This window comes from Streptomyces sp. NPDC051064 (genome assembly GCF_044455985.1).
GTDB lineage: Bacteria > Actinomycetota > Actinomycetes > Streptomycetales > Streptomycetaceae > Streptomyces.
Genome location: NZ_JBITFK010000002.1, coordinates 661,465 through 675,985, shown reverse-complemented (window position 1 = coordinate 675,985; position 14,521 = coordinate 661,465). Strand labels below are relative to the sequence as shown.

14 protein-coding genes are annotated in these 14,521 nt (G+C 71.9%); 3 read left to right on the top strand and 11 right to left on the bottom strand.

The genetic code is table 11. From position 1 onward, the window contains the following. Window positions 1–38: 38 nt before the first annotated feature. Window positions 39–359: a ferredoxin gene (gene fdxA / locus ACIBCU_RS09985; protein WP_014154250.1), complete on the bottom strand. Its 321-nt coding sequence runs from the start codon at window positions 357–359 to the stop codon at window positions 39–41. A 117-nt stretch (window positions 360–476) separates the two neighbouring features. Here fdxA and ACIBCU_RS09980 point away from each other — a divergent pair, with 117 nt between their 5' ends. Together ACIBCU_RS09980 and ACIBCU_RS09975 are read left to right on the top strand one after the other, a co-directional pair. Further along, entirely contained in the window at window positions 477–1,478 is a 1,002-nt protein-coding gene (locus tag ACIBCU_RS09980) for a GNAT family N-acetyltransferase (protein ID WP_399230498.1), read from the top strand. Window positions 1,479–1,508: 30 nt separating this feature from the next. Then, window positions 1,509–2,360, top strand: coding sequence for a transglutaminase-like domain-containing protein (locus ACIBCU_RS09975; protein ID WP_362936841.1), 852 nt, complete (start codon window positions 1,509–1,511; stop codon window positions 2,358–2,360). Between the two features lie 40 nt (window positions 2,361–2,400). Here the strand turns inward: ACIBCU_RS09975 and ACIBCU_RS09970 are convergent, their stop codons facing one another. From ACIBCU_RS09970 to ACIBCU_RS09950, 5 genes are all read right to left on the bottom strand, one after another. Continuing rightward, on the bottom strand, window positions 2,401–2,838 hold the full coding sequence (locus ACIBCU_RS09970; RefSeq protein ID WP_362936838.1) for a VOC family protein: 438 nt from the start codon (window positions 2,836–2,838) through the stop codon (window positions 2,401–2,403). A gap of 93 nt (window positions 2,839–2,931) precedes the next feature. Next, window positions 2,932–5,049 carry a hypothetical protein gene (locus ACIBCU_RS09965; RefSeq protein ID WP_399230495.1) on the bottom strand — a complete coding sequence of 706 codons (2,118 nt, stop codon included), beginning with the start codon at window positions 5,047–5,049 and terminating at the stop codon, window positions 2,932–2,934. 175 nt (window positions 5,050–5,224) lie between these two features. Beyond that, entirely contained in the window at window positions 5,225–5,686 is a 462-nt protein-coding gene (locus ACIBCU_RS09960) for a DUF6113 family protein (RefSeq protein WP_362936832.1), read from the bottom strand. Then, window positions 5,683–6,600, bottom strand: coding sequence for an N-acetyl-1-D-myo-inositol-2-amino-2-deoxy-alpha-D-glucopyranoside deacetylase (gene mshB / locus ACIBCU_RS09955; protein ID WP_399230491.1), 918 nt, complete (start codon window positions 6,598–6,600; stop codon window positions 5,683–5,685). The genes ACIBCU_RS09960 and mshB overlap by 4 nt, the downstream gene beginning before the upstream one ends. Window positions 6,601–6,674: 74 nt before the next feature. After that, window positions 6,675–6,869 carry a hypothetical protein gene (locus tag ACIBCU_RS09950; RefSeq protein ID WP_014154257.1) on the bottom strand — a complete coding sequence of 65 codons (195 nt, stop codon included), beginning with the start codon at window positions 6,867–6,869 and terminating at the stop codon, window positions 6,675–6,677. Window positions 6,870–7,035: 166 nt separating this feature from the next. On the opposite strand from ACIBCU_RS09950, the gene ACIBCU_RS09945 reads away from it, so the two are divergent. Then, window positions 7,036–9,162: an alpha/beta fold hydrolase gene (locus tag ACIBCU_RS09945; protein ID WP_399230489.1), complete on the top strand. Its 2,127-nt coding sequence runs from the start codon at window positions 7,036–7,038 to the stop codon at window positions 9,160–9,162. Window positions 9,163–9,192: 30 nt separating this feature from the next. Here ACIBCU_RS09945 and ACIBCU_RS09940 read toward each other — a convergent pair whose 3' ends face one another. The 5 genes from ACIBCU_RS09940 to ACIBCU_RS09920 form a co-directional block, all read right to left on the bottom strand. After that, complete coding sequence (locus tag ACIBCU_RS09940) at window positions 9,193–10,287, bottom strand: hypothetical protein (protein WP_399230487.1); 1,095 nt, start codon at window positions 10,285–10,287, stop codon at window positions 9,193–9,195. Between the two features lie 206 nt (window positions 10,288–10,493). Then, entirely contained in the window at window positions 10,494–11,630 is a 1,137-nt protein-coding gene (locus ACIBCU_RS09935) for a dipeptide ABC transporter ATP-binding protein (protein ID WP_362936820.1), read from the bottom strand. Continuing rightward, entirely contained in the window at window positions 11,620–12,597 is a 978-nt protein-coding gene (locus ACIBCU_RS09930; RefSeq protein ID WP_362936817.1) for an ABC transporter ATP-binding protein, read from the bottom strand. The genes ACIBCU_RS09935 and ACIBCU_RS09930 overlap by 11 nt, the downstream gene beginning before the upstream one ends. A 13-nt stretch (window positions 12,598–12,610) precedes the next feature. After that, the gene (locus tag ACIBCU_RS09925; RefSeq protein WP_362936814.1) at window positions 12,611–13,603 is read right to left on the bottom strand and encodes an ABC transporter permease; all 993 of its coding nucleotides are present in this window, start codon (window positions 13,601–13,603) and stop codon (window positions 12,611–12,613) included. Beyond that, entirely contained in the window at window positions 13,596–14,519 is a 924-nt protein-coding gene (locus ACIBCU_RS09920) for an ABC transporter permease (RefSeq protein ID WP_393764360.1), read from the bottom strand. Before ACIBCU_RS09920 ends, ACIBCU_RS09925 begins: the two co-directional genes overlap by 8 nt. Window positions 14,520–14,521: the final 2 nt, after the last annotated feature.

The following is a 14,521-nucleotide window of genomic DNA, read 5'->3' as shown; positions in this document are numbered from 1 at the left end:
GGCAGGGAGCCGGCTCACTCCCTGCCGCGGTGAGGCCGTTACTGGTTCTGCGGCGGCAGCGCGGCGATGAACGCGTGGTCGCGCTCGATGAGCCCCAGCTTGGAGGCGCCACCCGGCGAGCCGAGGTCGTCGAAGAACTCGACGTTCGCCTTGTAGTAGTCCTTCCACTCCTCCGGGGTGTCGTCCTCGTAGAAGATGGCCTCGACCGGGCAGACCGGCTCACAGGCTCCACAGTCGACACACTCGTCCGGATGGATGTACAAGGACCTGGAGCCCTCGTAGATGCAGTCGACGGGGCACTCTTCGATGCAGGCCTTGTCCTTCACGTCGACACAAGGCTGCGCGATGACGTAGGTCACGCTGTCGTTCCTCCTCGGTAGGGCGTTGGCTCTCGCGCGGGAGCGCGGCGTCGTCGATGCCCGCCCCTAGTATCTCCGTTCCGGGGCACGATCCGAACAGGAGGGGCAGACAGAGCTGTGGAATTCACCATGGGCGGACGACTCGAGGTTCGCATAACCCCTGCTGACGTGGGCAAACGCGTGTCCGTGCGGCGCGCCGCCGACGTGCGGGGCGAGGCCGCGAAGTTCACCGACACGGTCGGGGTTCTCACATCGTGGGACGGCGGAGTGCTGTCGGTCACGACGAAGAACGGCGAGAGCATCCGCATCGCGGAATCGGCGCTGGTGGCGGGCAAGGTGGTGCCCCCGGCCCCGGCTCGCCGCCGCGGTCCCGCCGCGTCGTTCGGCGAACTCGCCCGGGCGACCGCGCGCGCCTGGGAGCCGGTCGAGAGCGAACTCCTGGGCGACTGGCGGCTGCGCGCCGCCGGTGGATTCACCCGCCGCGCCAACTCCGTGCTGCCGCTCGGCGATGCGGGTCTCCCGATCGGCGAGGCGCTCGGGCGTGTCCGCCGCTGGTACGGGGAACGGGGCCTGCCCGCCTACGTCCAGACCGCCACGGGCGCCGAGGGCACGCAGGAGGCGCTCTGCGCGGACCTGGAGGGGCACGGGTGGCGGCGCGAGGTGACCGCCGAGGTGCGGATCGCGGCGCTCGCACCCGTCGGGGACCTGGACGCGGACATCTCCGCCGTACGGATGGCCCGTGAGCCGGACGAGGCGTGGCTCTCCCGGTACCAGCGCTTCGAGACCCCGGGGCCCCATGTGCTGAAGGTGCTGGGCAGCGGGCCTTCGGTGTGGTTCGCCTCCGTCCCGGGCGACGGTCCGGCGGGGGTGCCCGCCGCGATCGGACGCTGCGTGGTGGACGGCCGCTGGGCGGGGTTCATGGCCGTCGAGGTGGGCCCGGAGCATCGGCGCCGCGGTCTCGCGACGGCCGTCATGACGGCGCTGGCCCGCACGGCGCTGGACGAGGGCGCCTCGGCCGCGTGGCTCCAGGTGGAGGCGGACAATGAAGGTGCCCGTGCGCTGTACGACGGCATGGGCTTCGCCACCCACCACAGCTATCACCACTTCCGGCCCGCGTAGCGGGGAGAGCAGCAAGGGGGACGTACACACATGAGCGCCGAGGATTCCGGCACGGCCGAACGGCGACGGCGGTTCGCCGAGGAGGCGCGCGCCGAACGGCCCGACCTCGCGCTGCTCTGCCTGCTGCTCGGCGCGGAGGCCGCGCCGCCGTCGCCCGGGGACGCCGATCCCCACGGCATCGACGCGGCGCAGATCGAGCTGGACCGGCTGGCCGGCCTCCTGCCGTACGGAGCCCGCGACGCCCGCGCGTGGGCGTCCGCACTGGCCGAACTGCTCGGCGAGCGCTGCGGTTTCTCGGGCTCGTCCCCGGACTACCAGCGGCTGGACTCGTCGGTGCTCCAGCAGGTGCTGCGGCGTCGCAGGGGGCTGCCCATCCTGCTGTCCGTGGTCTGGATCGAGGTCGCGCGGAGGGCCGGGGCGCCCGTCTACGGGCTGGCCCTCCCCGGCCATTACGTGGTCGGTTTCGGTGACCCGGCCGAGCGGGTGCTGGCCGACCCCTTCGCCGGCGGTGCGCCCCTGAGCGGCGAGGACGCGGACCTGATGGTGACCGGGGTGACCGGAGGGCCCCCGGCGGCGGCGACGCCGGTGCCCGCCAGGCACCTGGAGACGGTGCTGCGGATCCTGAACAACGTCCGGGCCTGGGCGGCGGCACGTCCCGAACGTACGGACGTGGCGCTGTGGGCCCTCGAACTCTCCCTGCTGCTGCCCTCGCACCCGGCCAGGCTCCGCTACGAGCGGGCCCAGCTCCTGGTGCAGCGCGGGGAGTTCCTGCGGGGGGCGGCGGAGATGGACGAGTACGCCGAGATCGTCGACGGCATCGAGCCGACGGCGGCCGAGGCCATCCGCCACCGCGCCCAGGCCGCCAGAGCGCTGCTGAACTAGGGGGTGTCCTTCCCCTGTCCCGTCCGGTCACACGTGCCGTTCAGACCACGCAGAACTCATGACCCTCCGGGTCGGCCATCTCCACATGGTCCGGCCGCCCCTGGAACTCGTGCACCCGGATGACCGTGCCGCCGGCGGCCGTCAGCCGCTCCACCGCCTCGGCCACCCGCGGCCACCTGGTCTCCCACGGGGTCTCGCGGCCGCCGCCCGCCTGCACATCGAGGTGCAGGCGGTTCTTCGCCGTCTTGGGCTCCGGGACCTTCAGGAAGGACAGGCTCGGGCCCGTGCCGTCCGGGTCCGACAGATAGGCGCCGTCGTCCCACTCCTCCTCCGGGACGTCGTGGTGGGCGAACCACTCCTCCCAGCTGCCGAATCCGGCGGGCGGCGGCTTCTCCACGTAGCCGAGCGCCTGCGCCCAGAATCCCGCCAGGGCCTTCGGGTGCGCGCAGTCGATCGTCAGACTCCACGGGGTGGCCATGATCCGTCTCCTCTGCGTGCCGGGGCCTTACGACGGCCCGCCCCCGCCCGGAGGCCCGGGCGAGGGCGGGTCGTGCGGGTGCGTCGCGTCCGGTCAGCCCGCGCCGGTCAGGTCGATCGCGACGGTGCGCTCCGCGGGGGTCTTGCCGAGCAGCGCGCCCTGCATGGCCTGGGCCACGTCGGTCGAGCTGACCTGGTGCTTCTTCCCGTCACCCTTGGTGATCATGATGCCGTCGAAGACGCCGTCCAGCAGGGTGTCGATCGCTTCCCTGTTGTAGACGGGGACCAGCTTGCCGTCGACCGGCTTCATGGACAGGATCTGCGGCAGGGACTTCGCGGGGCCGAAGTCGATCTGCTTGGGCCCTGCCTTGATGGTGACCAGGCCGGACATCGCCGGCTCGGCGAACTCCTTCATCGCCCGGTCCAGTTCGGCCTTGGTGATGGTGGGTTCGGTGGCGGCCACCGGCAGTTCGACGACAGCCGGCTCACCGGTCTGGACCTGCGCGCGATAGGCGTCGCGTACGGAGATCATCGACCGGTTGACGTCCAGCGACTTCCCCGACTTGCCCGGGACGGCCACGGCCTTGTTCGGCTCGAACTTGATCGTGCCGTCGTTGGCGGAGCCGGAGACGCCGGCCAGGTCGGTCAGCGCGACCCCGAGCTTCTCCTCGTCGACCGGGATCACCGGGTCGGCGGGACGTGCCCCCCCGAACAGGGAGCCGATCACCGAGACCGGGTTGTAGTCACTGCCCGCGGCGCCACGGACGGTCTCCTGGCTGTCCAGGGTGAGGCCGGCCTTGTCGGGGGCGAGCTTCTCCTCCTTGCCGTCCACGGACAGCCGCAGAGGTGCCTGGGCGCGCTTGCCGAGGGCGGCCTCGAGCTTGGTGACCGCCTCCTCCTTCGTGCCGCCGCCGATGTCGACGCCGAGCACGGTGGTGCCCTTGGGGACCTCGGAGTGGTTCATCAGCAGGCCGGCGCCGTAAGCCACACCGAGCAGCACGACGACTGCCACGCCCAGCAGGACCACCTTGGAGCGGCCCTTCCTGGCGGGCGCCGCGGCCTTCGGAGCGGGCCGGGGTGCCGGAGCGGGCGCCGGGGCGCCCTCGTTCACCGGTCCGCCGCCCATGAGGCCCTCGGGCGGCCGGATCCCGCCGGGTCCGCCCGGGAACGCCGAACGGGGCTCCGCGGGGATGACGGGGATACCGCTGGTGAGCGTGTCGCCGGAGACATGGCCGCCGGAGCCGGAGCCGGGCCCCGGGGCGGGAGCCTGCGGCGTCAGGATCGCGGTGTCGTCCGACATCCGCGGGGGTACGCCGCCGGGGCCGCCGTGCCGGGGGCCGGACGGGCCGCCGGGCGCCTGGCCGGGCCCGCCGGGAAGACGGTCGAGGTTCGGCGTCAGCGACGAACTTCCGGTGGCCGGGCCGGTGGTGGGCCCGGAGGGTCCCGGGCCGGCCGGCGGCCGCATTCCGGGGTTCGGCGTGGACCGAGGGCCGGAGTCGAGGTCGTCGAGGGCGCTGCGGCCCGGACGGGGCGCGCCGCCCCGGTCGCCGGGCTGCTGCGGACCGTCGGGGAAGTACGGCGCGTCCGTGCGGGGCGGTGTCGGTCCACGGCCGGTGCCGGAAGGACCGCCGGCGGATCCACCACCGGGGCCCTGGACCGGGCCTTGCCCGGCGGGACCCCGACCGGGGCCGGGACCCTGGCCGGGTGCGCCCGGAGCCGAGGCCGCGGGTGCGGCGCCCGCACCCGGGACAGGGGCCGGGGCCTTGCGCGGGGCGAACCAGTCGCTGCCGCTCTTCTCCCTGGCCGGCTTCTCGGCCGGGGCGTCGGCAGCCGGGCCGCCGTCGCGCGCGTCCGGGCCGGGAGCGGGCGCTCCACCGGACGACGGCGCGGGTGCGCCGGGCCGCGGGGTGGAGCCGGTGCGCTCGGGGTCCGGGCGGTCGGCGGACGCGTCACTCATCGGCGTACGCATGACGACAGGCGGGATCGGACGCGAGCCCGGGATGTTGATCCGGATACGCGTCGTCAGCGTCGTCTCGGTTCTGGGCTCCTCGGGCTGAGGCGGACCCGCAGGCTCCGGAGACTCCTCCGCCCCGTCCTGGGACGGGTGCGGCGACGGATACTGGCGTGATCCGTACGGCGGCGTACCCGACGGGTACGCCGCTCCTCCGCGCCCCTGGGGCCCGGAGGGCGAACTGTCAGTTTCACGACTCAAAGCAGGTTCTCCCGATTGGCTCCGCCGCCCGTACTTCCCCCATGCCGCAGGCCAGGGGACGGCTCGGCGCGCGCACCACCATACTGGCCGCCACCGTAAGACTCGCCGCGCCCGGGGGGAACAAGGATGCACCCATCACCGCGCGGAGGGGCAATCCGGGAGCGGACATACCACATCACGTGCCGGTTCGGCCGGTGTCGCCGGCCGGATACGGCAGCCGCGACATCGTGGCACACATCACAGCGACGGCCGTCCCTCCGAGCATGAAGAGCGCCAGGCCGAGCTCCTGGCCGAAGACGTAGTCGCCCTCGGGACGCCCGCCGAGAAGGACCACGACGGCGATGAACCAGCCCACCGCCGGTGCCAGTGCGCCGAGCTGTGTCCCTGTCAGCACCCGGCCGCCGTAGAACAGACCCGCCGACGCCGCGAGGGCGAGCAGCAACCCGCCCGGGAACAGGGCCGCCTGGACGAGGGTGCCCGCGATCCCGACGACCGCGCCGAGCACCGCGAGTCCCACGTACAGGGGGATCCGCGCGGGGTTCAAGGGCGCGGCGAGACCGGTGGGCTCGGGGCTCCTCGGCGGGGCGTTGGTGCGCGGCGCCTCCGACGAGGCGCGTGGCCTCTGCCTGCTGCTCATGCCTGTGCTCCCGGTCCGAGGGCCGCGTCCGGCACGCCCGCGAAGAGGTCGTGCTCGCGGGAACCGTCGTCCCCGCCCGGGGCGCCCCGCACCAACTCGTAGTACTCGGTGGTGAAAAGGGGCTGACCCAAGTCGTTCGAAAGAGCGAAGAACTGCCCGTTTACGGCGATCTGAGTGGCGTGCGCCCGCATGGCCTCGGTCTTCGCCGCGGCGTACGCCGTACCGTCGATCTCCGTCGTGATCCCCGCGTCGTCCACGACACCGGGCACGTCGTCGACCGCGGCGATCCCCGGGAAGGCGTCGGGGGCGGTCTCCCGCAGCCGTGTGAAGGCCGCCTCGGCCACGGAGCGGGGCACCCGGTTCCAGTAGATCTTGGCGACGGTGTGCGGGGCTCCGGCGTCGGCGTCGTACGCGGGATCCGCGGCCAGGTCCGCCGCGCGCATCGCGACGCGGTGCGCCTGGATGTGGTCCGGGTGGCCGTAGCCGCCGTCGGGGTCGTACGTGACGAGGACCTGGGGGCGCAGCGAGCGGATCACTCCGACGAGGTGGCCGGCCGCCTCGTCGAGGTCGGCGGCCCAGAAGGCGCCGGGCCGGTGATTCTGCTCGGTGCCCGTCATCCCGGAGTCACGGAACCGGCCGGGGCCGCCCAGGAACCGGTGGTCGGTGACCCCGAGCGCCCGCATCGCGGCGGCGAGTTCGCCGATGCGGTGCTCGCCCAGTCCGCCGTCCCGGTCGGCGGCGAGATGCGCGAGGTCCGGCGGGATGACCTCGCCCTCCTCGCCGAGGGTGCACGTCACGAGGGCGACGTGGGCGCCCTCGGCCGCGTACCTGGCCATGGTGGCGCCGTTGTTGATCGACTCGTCGTCGGGATGCGCGTGCACCAGGAGCAGACGGCGGGTGGGGAGGTCCTTCATGGGACCACCCTACGAGCAGGCCGGCCCACCGGCCGAACGCCCCACGGTGACGGGGGCGCCCGGCGGGGTACACGTCAGAACTTGATGCCCCCGATCATGCCTGCCACGTTCGACGTCACCTCCGAGATGGTCGGGGCGATCGACGAGCTCGCGAGGTAGAAGCCGAGCAACATGCAGACCACCGCGTGTCCGCCCTTCAGTCCGGATTTCCGGATCAGCAGGAAGACGACGATCGCCAGCAGCACCACCGCCGAAATCGAGAGTGCCACGGCGGTTCACCTCCATCAGTACGGTCGGGACAGGCAGCACACATGGAGCCAGCAGGTTCTTACCCACCGAGCGCTACGGATCATAACTATCCGTGCCGACGCATTGATCGGGGCACAGCAGCACGAGGGGCGCACGGACGGGTCGCCGCCAGCTAGGTTCGGGGCCATGACCTCGCAGAAGTTGACCTTTCCACGCCAGCACGCCCGGACCCAGCGGTTCGCCCTCGGCGCACCCCGCGCCTTCACCGTCTCACCGGATGGGACGCGGGTGCTGTTCCTCCGGTCGGCCTCCGGCACCGACCGGACGAACCGGCTCATGGTGCTGGACACCGGGACGGGCGAGGAGCGGGTCGCGGCCGATCCCGGCACCCTGCTGGGCGGTTCGGCGGAGAAGCTGTCGCCCCAGGAGAGGGCGCGGCGCGAGCGGACCCGGGAGGGCTCGGCGGGCGTCGTGGGCTACGCGGTGGACGACGCGGCCGAGTTGGCGGCCTTCGCGCTCTCCGGGAAGGCGTACGTCGCCGAGTTGAGGGCGGGCACGGCACGTGCCCTGCCCGTACCGGGTCCGGTGATCGACCCGCGCCCCTCCCCCGACGGCCGGCACATCGCCTACGTGGCGCGGGGCGCGCTGCGCGTCGTGGGGGCGGAGGGCGACGGTGACCGGCCGGTCGCCGAACCGGAGGACGCGCACACCACGTACGGCCTGGCGGAGTTCGTCGCGGCCGAGGAGATGAGCCGCTACCGCGGCTTCTGGTGGTCGCCGGGCTCGGACCGCCTGCTGGTCGCCCGGGCCGACGACAGCGCCGTACAGCGGTGGTGGATCGCCGATCCGGCACACCCCGGGAGCAAGCCGGCCGAGGTGGCCTATCCGGCGGCGGGGACGGCCAACGCCGAGGTGCGGCTCTTCGTGATGAGCCTGGACGGGGCCCGCACGGAGGTTGTCTGGGACCGGTCCCGCTTCCCCTATCTGGCGCGGGTCCACTGGTCCTCGCACGGCGCCCCGCTGCTTCTGGTGCAGGCCCGTGACCAGCGCAGTCAGCTGTATCTGGCCGTCGACACGGAGAGCGGCGCGACCCGCACGGTGCACGTCGACGAGGACGACGTGTGGCTTGATCTTTTCGCCGGGGTGCCCGCCTGGGCGCCCGACGGGCGGCTCGTGCGGGTCGCCGACGAGGGGGGCGCGCGGGTGCTCTCGGTCGGCGACCGGCTGCTGACCGGCGACCAGCTGCACATCCAGGCGGTGCTGGACATCGGGGAGTCCGACATCCTGGTGCAGGCGACCGCGGGTGAGGGCGCGGCGGACCCGGAGACGGGGCAGAGCCATGTGTACCGGGTCAACGAGCTGGGCGTGGAGCGCGTCAGCGAGGACTCCGGGGTGCACTCCGCGGTGCGCGCGGGCGGCGTGACGGTGCTGGTGTCGGCGTCCCTCGAGCACCCCGGAACGACCGTGCGGGTGCTGCGGGACGGCAAGCGGATCGCCGATGTGGCGAATCTCGCCCAGGAGCCGGTCCTGACCGCGAACGTCCGGCTGACGGAGGGGGGCGCACGGCGGATCCCGTGCGCCGTGCTGCTCCCCACCGGCTACAAGGAATCGGACGGGCCGCTCCCGGTCCTGATGGATCCCTACGGCGGCCCGCACGGCCGGCGGGTGGTCGCGGCCCACAATCCGCACCTCACGTCCCAGTGGTTCGCGGACCACGGCTTCGCCGTGATCGTCGCGGACGGCCGGGGCGCGCCCGGCCGTTCGCCCGGCTGGGAGAAGGCGGTGCGGGACGATCTCACGCTCACCCTGGACGACCAGGTCGAGGCGCTGCACGCACTGGCCGGGCGCTTCCCGCTGGATCTCTCCAAGGTGGCCATGCGCGGCTGGTCGTACGGCGGCTACCTCTCGGCACTCGCGGTGCTGCGACGCCCCGATGTCTTCCACGCGGCCGTCGTCGGCGCTCCGGTGACGGACTGGCGGCTGTACGACACCCACTACACCGAGCGCTATCTCGGCGACCCCGCGACCCGGCCCGAGGTGTACGCCCGCAACTCCCTGGTCACGGACGAGGGGCTTTCCGATCCGGCCGGCACGGTGCGGCCGATGATGATCGTCCACGGTCTGGCCGACGACAACGTGGTGGTCGCGCACGCGCTGCGGCTCTCGTCCGCGCTGCTGTCCGCCGGACGCCCGCACGAGGTGCTGCCGCTGAGCGGGGTGACGCACATGACCCCGCAGGAGCAGGTGGCCGAGAATCTGCTGCTGCTCCAGGTGGACTTCCTCCGGCGGTCCCTGGGGCTGCCCAGGGCGTAGGCCCCGGGCGGAGCCCCTTGGTCCCGGCTGTCACCAGCCGGGCGGCGGGGACGCGGGCGGCGGCGGGTTGCCCGGCCCGCCGCCGCTCTGCGGATAGCCGTAACGGGGCGTGTCGGCCTGCGGGTAGCCGTAGCCGGGTGCCCCGGTCTGCGGATAGCCGTAGCCCGGCGCCCCGGTCTGCGGATAGCCGTAGCCGCCGTACCCCTCGTTCTGTCCGTCGGCGCTCTCGAAGCCCCTGCGGGCCAGGACGAGGAGTGCCGCGGCCCCCGCGAAGACGAGGAGGAACGACGTGCCCATGCTGAGCTGCTGCTCGACCGGCTCCCCGCCGAAGTGCTCCAGCCACCCGTTGTCGAGGACGCGGGCGATTCCGCAGCCGCCGGAGACCAGCAGGAATCCGGCGACGATCATGCCGAGCGGACGGGCGTGGACGGCGCGGAAGAGCGCGGTCCACGCCACCACGAGGCAGGCCGTCCCCAGCGCGATGCTGCTCCAGCCGGGCGGTGTGGCCGTGAGCCCGAGCGTGAGGGCCTCTCCGCCGATGAACCAGGCGGGATAGATCGCGTCGGGCAGGGTGAAGAGCTGGCGGATCTCCCAGGCGATCAGGACCGCCCCCGAGGTGCCGAGCACCAGGAAGGCCGTGACTCCGGCGCCGCGTCCGGGCCGGGTGGGCCGCGGCTCGTAGGTGTCGTCGGGCTGTCTGCGGCCCGCGGCTCCGGTGACGACGAGCGCGAGGCCGGCGGCCAGGGCGACGAAGGTGCCGATGAGGGCGCGGGTGCGCAGTTCGTCGCCGAACCGCCCGTCCATCCAGGACGATCCGATGGTCCAGACGCCCGGCAGCCGCAGGGCGAGCGTGATCAGTCCGGTGGCGACCAGTGTGGACGCGGCGACCGAGGAGCGCAGCGCGGCGATCAGGGCGAGGACGTAGACGACGAGCAGCACCGGGTCGGCCTGGAGGGTGGCGGGCAGTGCCTTCGGCCGGCCGTCCGTGTAACCGGCCCAGTAACGCAGCAGGACCGCTACGTCGCCGACGGCCCGGAGATCCCGCACGATCCATCCCGCGACGACGGCCGCGAGCACGGCGCACAGCACCGCTCCGGTGATTCTGGCTCCCCGTGTGAGTATCACACCGGCGATACTCCACCGCGGTCCGCCGATGGACAAGGGGACCTGTGGGGAAGGGCGGGAACGGGTAACCGGCCGGGGCGACGTGATGAACGCCCCGGCCGGTTCACGGCACCCGCACGGCCGTACGCTCTCTATGGTGGGAGATCCGTATATCGGTGTGACGACGGTCAAGTTGCCTCTGTGTTAACGAACATGAGGCTCCTTTATCACCCTTTGTCATCCTCGGGAGTCTCCCGCAGGTCCTCGGGCGGCACCACGTGCTTCTCCTCGGCGAAGTGGCACGCCGAGTCGTGCCGGGCCGGTGTCCCCGTGTCCCGGAAGACCGCCGGGACCGCCAGCAGCGGCACCTCCAGCTCGCACCGCTCCTGCGCCTTCCAGCACCGGGTGCGGAAGCGGCAGCCGGACGGGATGTTCGCCGGGGAGGGCACGTCACCGTGCAGGATGATCCGCTCGCGGTGCTCGCGGGCCGTCGGGTCGGGCACCGGGACGGCCGACAGCAGCGCCTGGGTGTAGGGGTGCGTCGGATGGTCGTAGATCTCCTCGTCCGTGCCGATCTCGACGATCCTGCCCAGGTACATGACGCCGACCCGGTCGGAGATGTGCCGGACGATCGACAGGTCGTGCGCGATGAAGAGGAAGCTCAGGTCGAATTCGGTCTGCAACCGGTCCAGCAGGTTGACGACCTGGGCCTGGACGGACACGTCGAGCGCGGAGACCGGCTCGTCGGCGACGATGATCTCGGGGTTGAGCGCGAGGCCCCGGGCGATCCCGATGCGCTGGCGCTGACCGCCGGAGAACTGGTGCGGATACCGGTTGATGTACTCCGGGTTCAGACCGACGACGTCGAGCAGGTCCTGCACCTTCTGCCGGCGGCTCCCCTTGGGCGCGACCTCGGGGTGGATCTCGTACGGCTCCCCGATGATGTCGCCGACCGTCATGCGCGGGTTCAGTGAGGTGTACGGGTCCTGGAAGACCATCTGGATGTTGCGGCGTACGGCCTTCAGCGCGCGCCCGGACAGCTTGGTGACGTCCTCGCCCTTGTAGCGGATCGAGCCCTCGGTCGGCGGCTCCAGGTGGACGAGCATCCTGGCGACGGTCGACTTGCCGCAGCCGGACTCCCCCACGATGCCGAGCGTCTCGCCCGCCGCGAGGTCGAAGTCCACGCCGTCGACGGCCTTGACCGCGCCGACCTGCTTCTTGAACAGGATGCCCCGGGTCAGCGGGTAGTGCTTGACCAGCCCGCGCACCTCCAGGATCGGGTCGCCCTCGGCGTACGGGCGCACGGTCGCCTCGGCCTGGAGCGTGGAACCGCCGCCCCCGCTGCCCGTCTCGTCAGCGTGCATCGAGCGTCTCCTTCCAGAAGTGGCAGGCGCTCCGGCGTTCCTCGTCCACGGTGTAGAGCGGCGGCACGTCCGTGCGGCAGACGGCCTGCGCCATGGGGCAGCGCGGATGGAAGGCGCAGCCCGGCGGGATGTGCAGCAGGTTGGGTGGCAGCCCCTTGATCGCGTACAGCTCCTGGCCCTTCTGGTCCAGGCGCGGGATCGACCTCAGCAGGCCCTTGGTGTACGGGTGGGCCGGCGCCTCGTAGATCTCGTGGACGGGCGAGGTCTCGACGATCCGGCCCGCGTACATCACGGCGATCTTGTCGGCGACGTCGGCGACCACGCCGAGGTCGTGGGTGATGAGGATGAGGCCCATGTTGAGCTCGCGCTGCAGCTCCGCCAGCAGCTCCATCACCTGGGCCTGGACGGTCACGTCGAGGGCGGTGGTCGGTTCGTCGGCGATGATCAGGTCGGGCTCCAGGGCCAGCGCCATCGCGATCATGATGCGCTGGCGCATACCGCCGGAGAACTGGTGGGGGAAGTCGCCCACCCGCTGCCGGGCCGCCGGGATGCGCACCCGGTCCATCAGCTCGATCGCCTTGGCCTTGGCGTCGCCCCGTGACATCCCCCGGTGCACGACGAACATCTCGCCGAGCTGCGCGCCCACGCTGAGGACCGGATTCAGCGAGGACAGCGCGTCCTGGAAGATCATGGCCATCTCCTGGCCGCGGATCCGCCGGCGCTCCTCGTTCTTGAGCTTCAGCAGGTCGCGGTCCTTGAAGAGGATCTCGCCCCCGCTGATCTTCCCGGGCGGCATGTCGAGGATGCCCATGATCGCCTGGGCGGTGACGGACTTGCCCGAGCCCGACTCGCCGAGGACGGCGAGCGTCTCCCCCTCGGACACCGAGTAGTTGACCCCGTTGACGGCCTTGGCGACGCCGTCCCGGGTGTGGAACTCCACGTGCAGATCGCGCACTTCGAGCAACATGGCAGCGGGCTCCTCAGCGCAGCTTGGGGTCGAGGGCGTCGCGCACCGCGTCGCCGAGCATGATGAAGGCGAGCACGGTGATCGCCAGCGCCCCGGCCGGCCAGAGCAGCATGTGCGGGGCGTTGCGGATGTACTGGGAGGCGGCGGAGATGTCGATCCCCCAGGAGACCGCCGGCGGCTTCAGACCCACCCCGAGGAACGACAGGGTCGCCTCCAGCGAGATGTACGTACCGAGGGCGATGGTCGCGACGACGATCACCGGGGCGACGGCGTTGGGGGCGATGTGCCGGAGCATCATCCGCGAGTTCGAGGCACCCAGCGCGCGGGCGGCCTGGACGTAGTCGTTCTGTTTGGCGGTGATGACGGAGCCCCGGGCGATGCGTGCGATCTGGGGCCAGCCCAGCAGCACGATGAAGCCGATCACGGGCCAGACGGTGGAGCTGGTGACGACGGACAGGAAGACCAGCCCGCCGAGGACCACGGGGATGCCGAAGAAGACGTCCGTGATGCGGGAGAGCACGGCGTCCCACGTCCCGCCGAAGAAACCGGCGAGTCCGCCCAGCACGCCCCCGAGCAGCGAGACTCCGAGGGTGGAGAGGACGCCGACGGCCACGGAGGTCCGCGCGCCGTAGACGGTGCGGGTGTAGACGTCGCAGCCCTGTCCGTCGAAGCCGAAGGGGTGTCCGGGCTGGGAGCCCTCCTGAGCCTTGGCCAGGTCGCAGTTGAGGGGGTCCTGGTCGGCGATCAGCGACGGCCAGATCGAGATGATCACCAGGAAGAGGATGACCAGCCCGGAGATGATGAAGACCGGGTTGCGGCGCAGGTCGCGCCAGGCGTCGGACCACAGGCTGCGCGGTTTGCCGGTGGGCCCGGTGCCTTCGGGGCCGCCGGGCGTCTTCTCCAGCGTGGTGCCCTCGTCCATGGCGAGGTCCATCGCGCCGCCCGCGCCGGCGCCCGAGATCGCTCCGCCTCCCGTCGTCTCGTCCCACGGCTTCTGCTCAGGCATAGCGGATCCTCGGGTCGAGTACGGCGTACAGGAGGTCGACGATCAGGTTGGCCGCCAGGAAGACGAGGACCAGGACGGTGACGAACCCGACGACGGTCTGGGAGTTCTGCCGCAGGATCCCCTGGTAGAGCTGGTAGCCGACTCCGTGGATGTTGAAGATGCGCTCGGTGACGATCGCCCCGCCCATCAGGGCGCCCACGTCCGTGCCGATGAAGGTGACGACGGGGATCAGGGAGTTGCGCAGCAGGTGCCGCACGACCACGCGGCGTCTGGGGAGGCCCTTGGCGACGGCGGTACGGACGTAGTCGGCGCGGGCGTTCTCGGCGATCGACGTACGGGTGAGCCGGGTGACGTAGGCCAGCGAGACGGAGGCCAGGACCAGCCCGGGCACGATGAGTTCGTCGACCGGGGCCTCCGAGGAGACGGACGGCTTGATGATGCCCCACTCCACGCCGAGGAGGAGCTGGAGCAGCAGGCCGGTGACGAACGTCGGTACGGAGATGACGACCAGGGTCAGGATCAGCACCGTGGTGTCGACGGGCCGGCCGCGGCGAAGGCCGGTGACGACGCCGAGGCTGATGCCGATGACGATCTCGAACACGATCGCGACGATGGTGAGCCGGATGGTGATCGGGAAGGCGGTGGCCATGAGCTCCGTGACCTTCTGGCCGTTGAACGCGGTGCCGAAGTCGCCGGTGAAGACGTTGCCCATGTAGGTCAGGTATTGCTGCCAGACCGGCTTGTCGAGGCCGAACTCGCTGCGCAGCTGGGCGGCGGTCGCGGGGTCGCACTGGCGGTCGCCGCAGAGGCCCGCGATGGGGTCGCCCATCACGTTCACCATGAGGAAGATCAGCAGCGTGGTGCCGAAGAAGACCGGGATCATCTGCAGCAGCCGCCGGATCACATAACGTCCCATGA

Coding starts and splice junctions, on each gene's coding strand:
- ACIBCU_RS09945 (WP_399230489.1), top strand. CDS start 7,036: ATGACCTCGCAGAAGTTGACCTTTCCACGCCAGCACGCCCGGACCCAG.
- ACIBCU_RS09935 (WP_362936820.1), bottom strand. CDS start 11,630: ATGCACGCTGACGAGACGGGCAGCGGGGGCGGCGGTTCCACGCTCCAG.
- ACIBCU_RS09975 (WP_362936841.1), top strand. CDS start 1,509: ATGAGCGCCGAGGATTCCGGCACGGCCGAACGGCGACGGCGGTTCGCC.
- ACIBCU_RS09925 (WP_362936814.1), bottom strand. CDS start 13,603: ATGCCTGAGCAGAAGCCGTGGGACGAGACGACGGGAGGCGGAGCGATC.
- mshB (WP_399230491.1), bottom strand. CDS start 6,600: ATGAAGGACCTCCCCACCCGCCGTCTGCTCCTGGTGCACGCGCATCCC.
- ACIBCU_RS09960 (WP_362936832.1), bottom strand. CDS start 5,686: ATGAGCAGCAGGCAGAGGCCACGCGCCTCGTCGGAGGCGCCGCGCACC.
- ACIBCU_RS09930 (WP_362936817.1), bottom strand. CDS start 12,597: ATGTTGCTCGAAGTGCGCGATCTGCACGTGGAGTTCCACACCCGGGAC.
- ACIBCU_RS09920 (WP_393764360.1), bottom strand. CDS start 14,519: ATGGGACGTTATGTGATCCGGCGGCTGCTGCAGATGATCCCGGTCTTC.
- ACIBCU_RS09970 (WP_362936838.1), bottom strand. CDS start 2,838: ATGGCCACCCCGTGGAGTCTGACGATCGACTGCGCGCACCCGAAGGCC.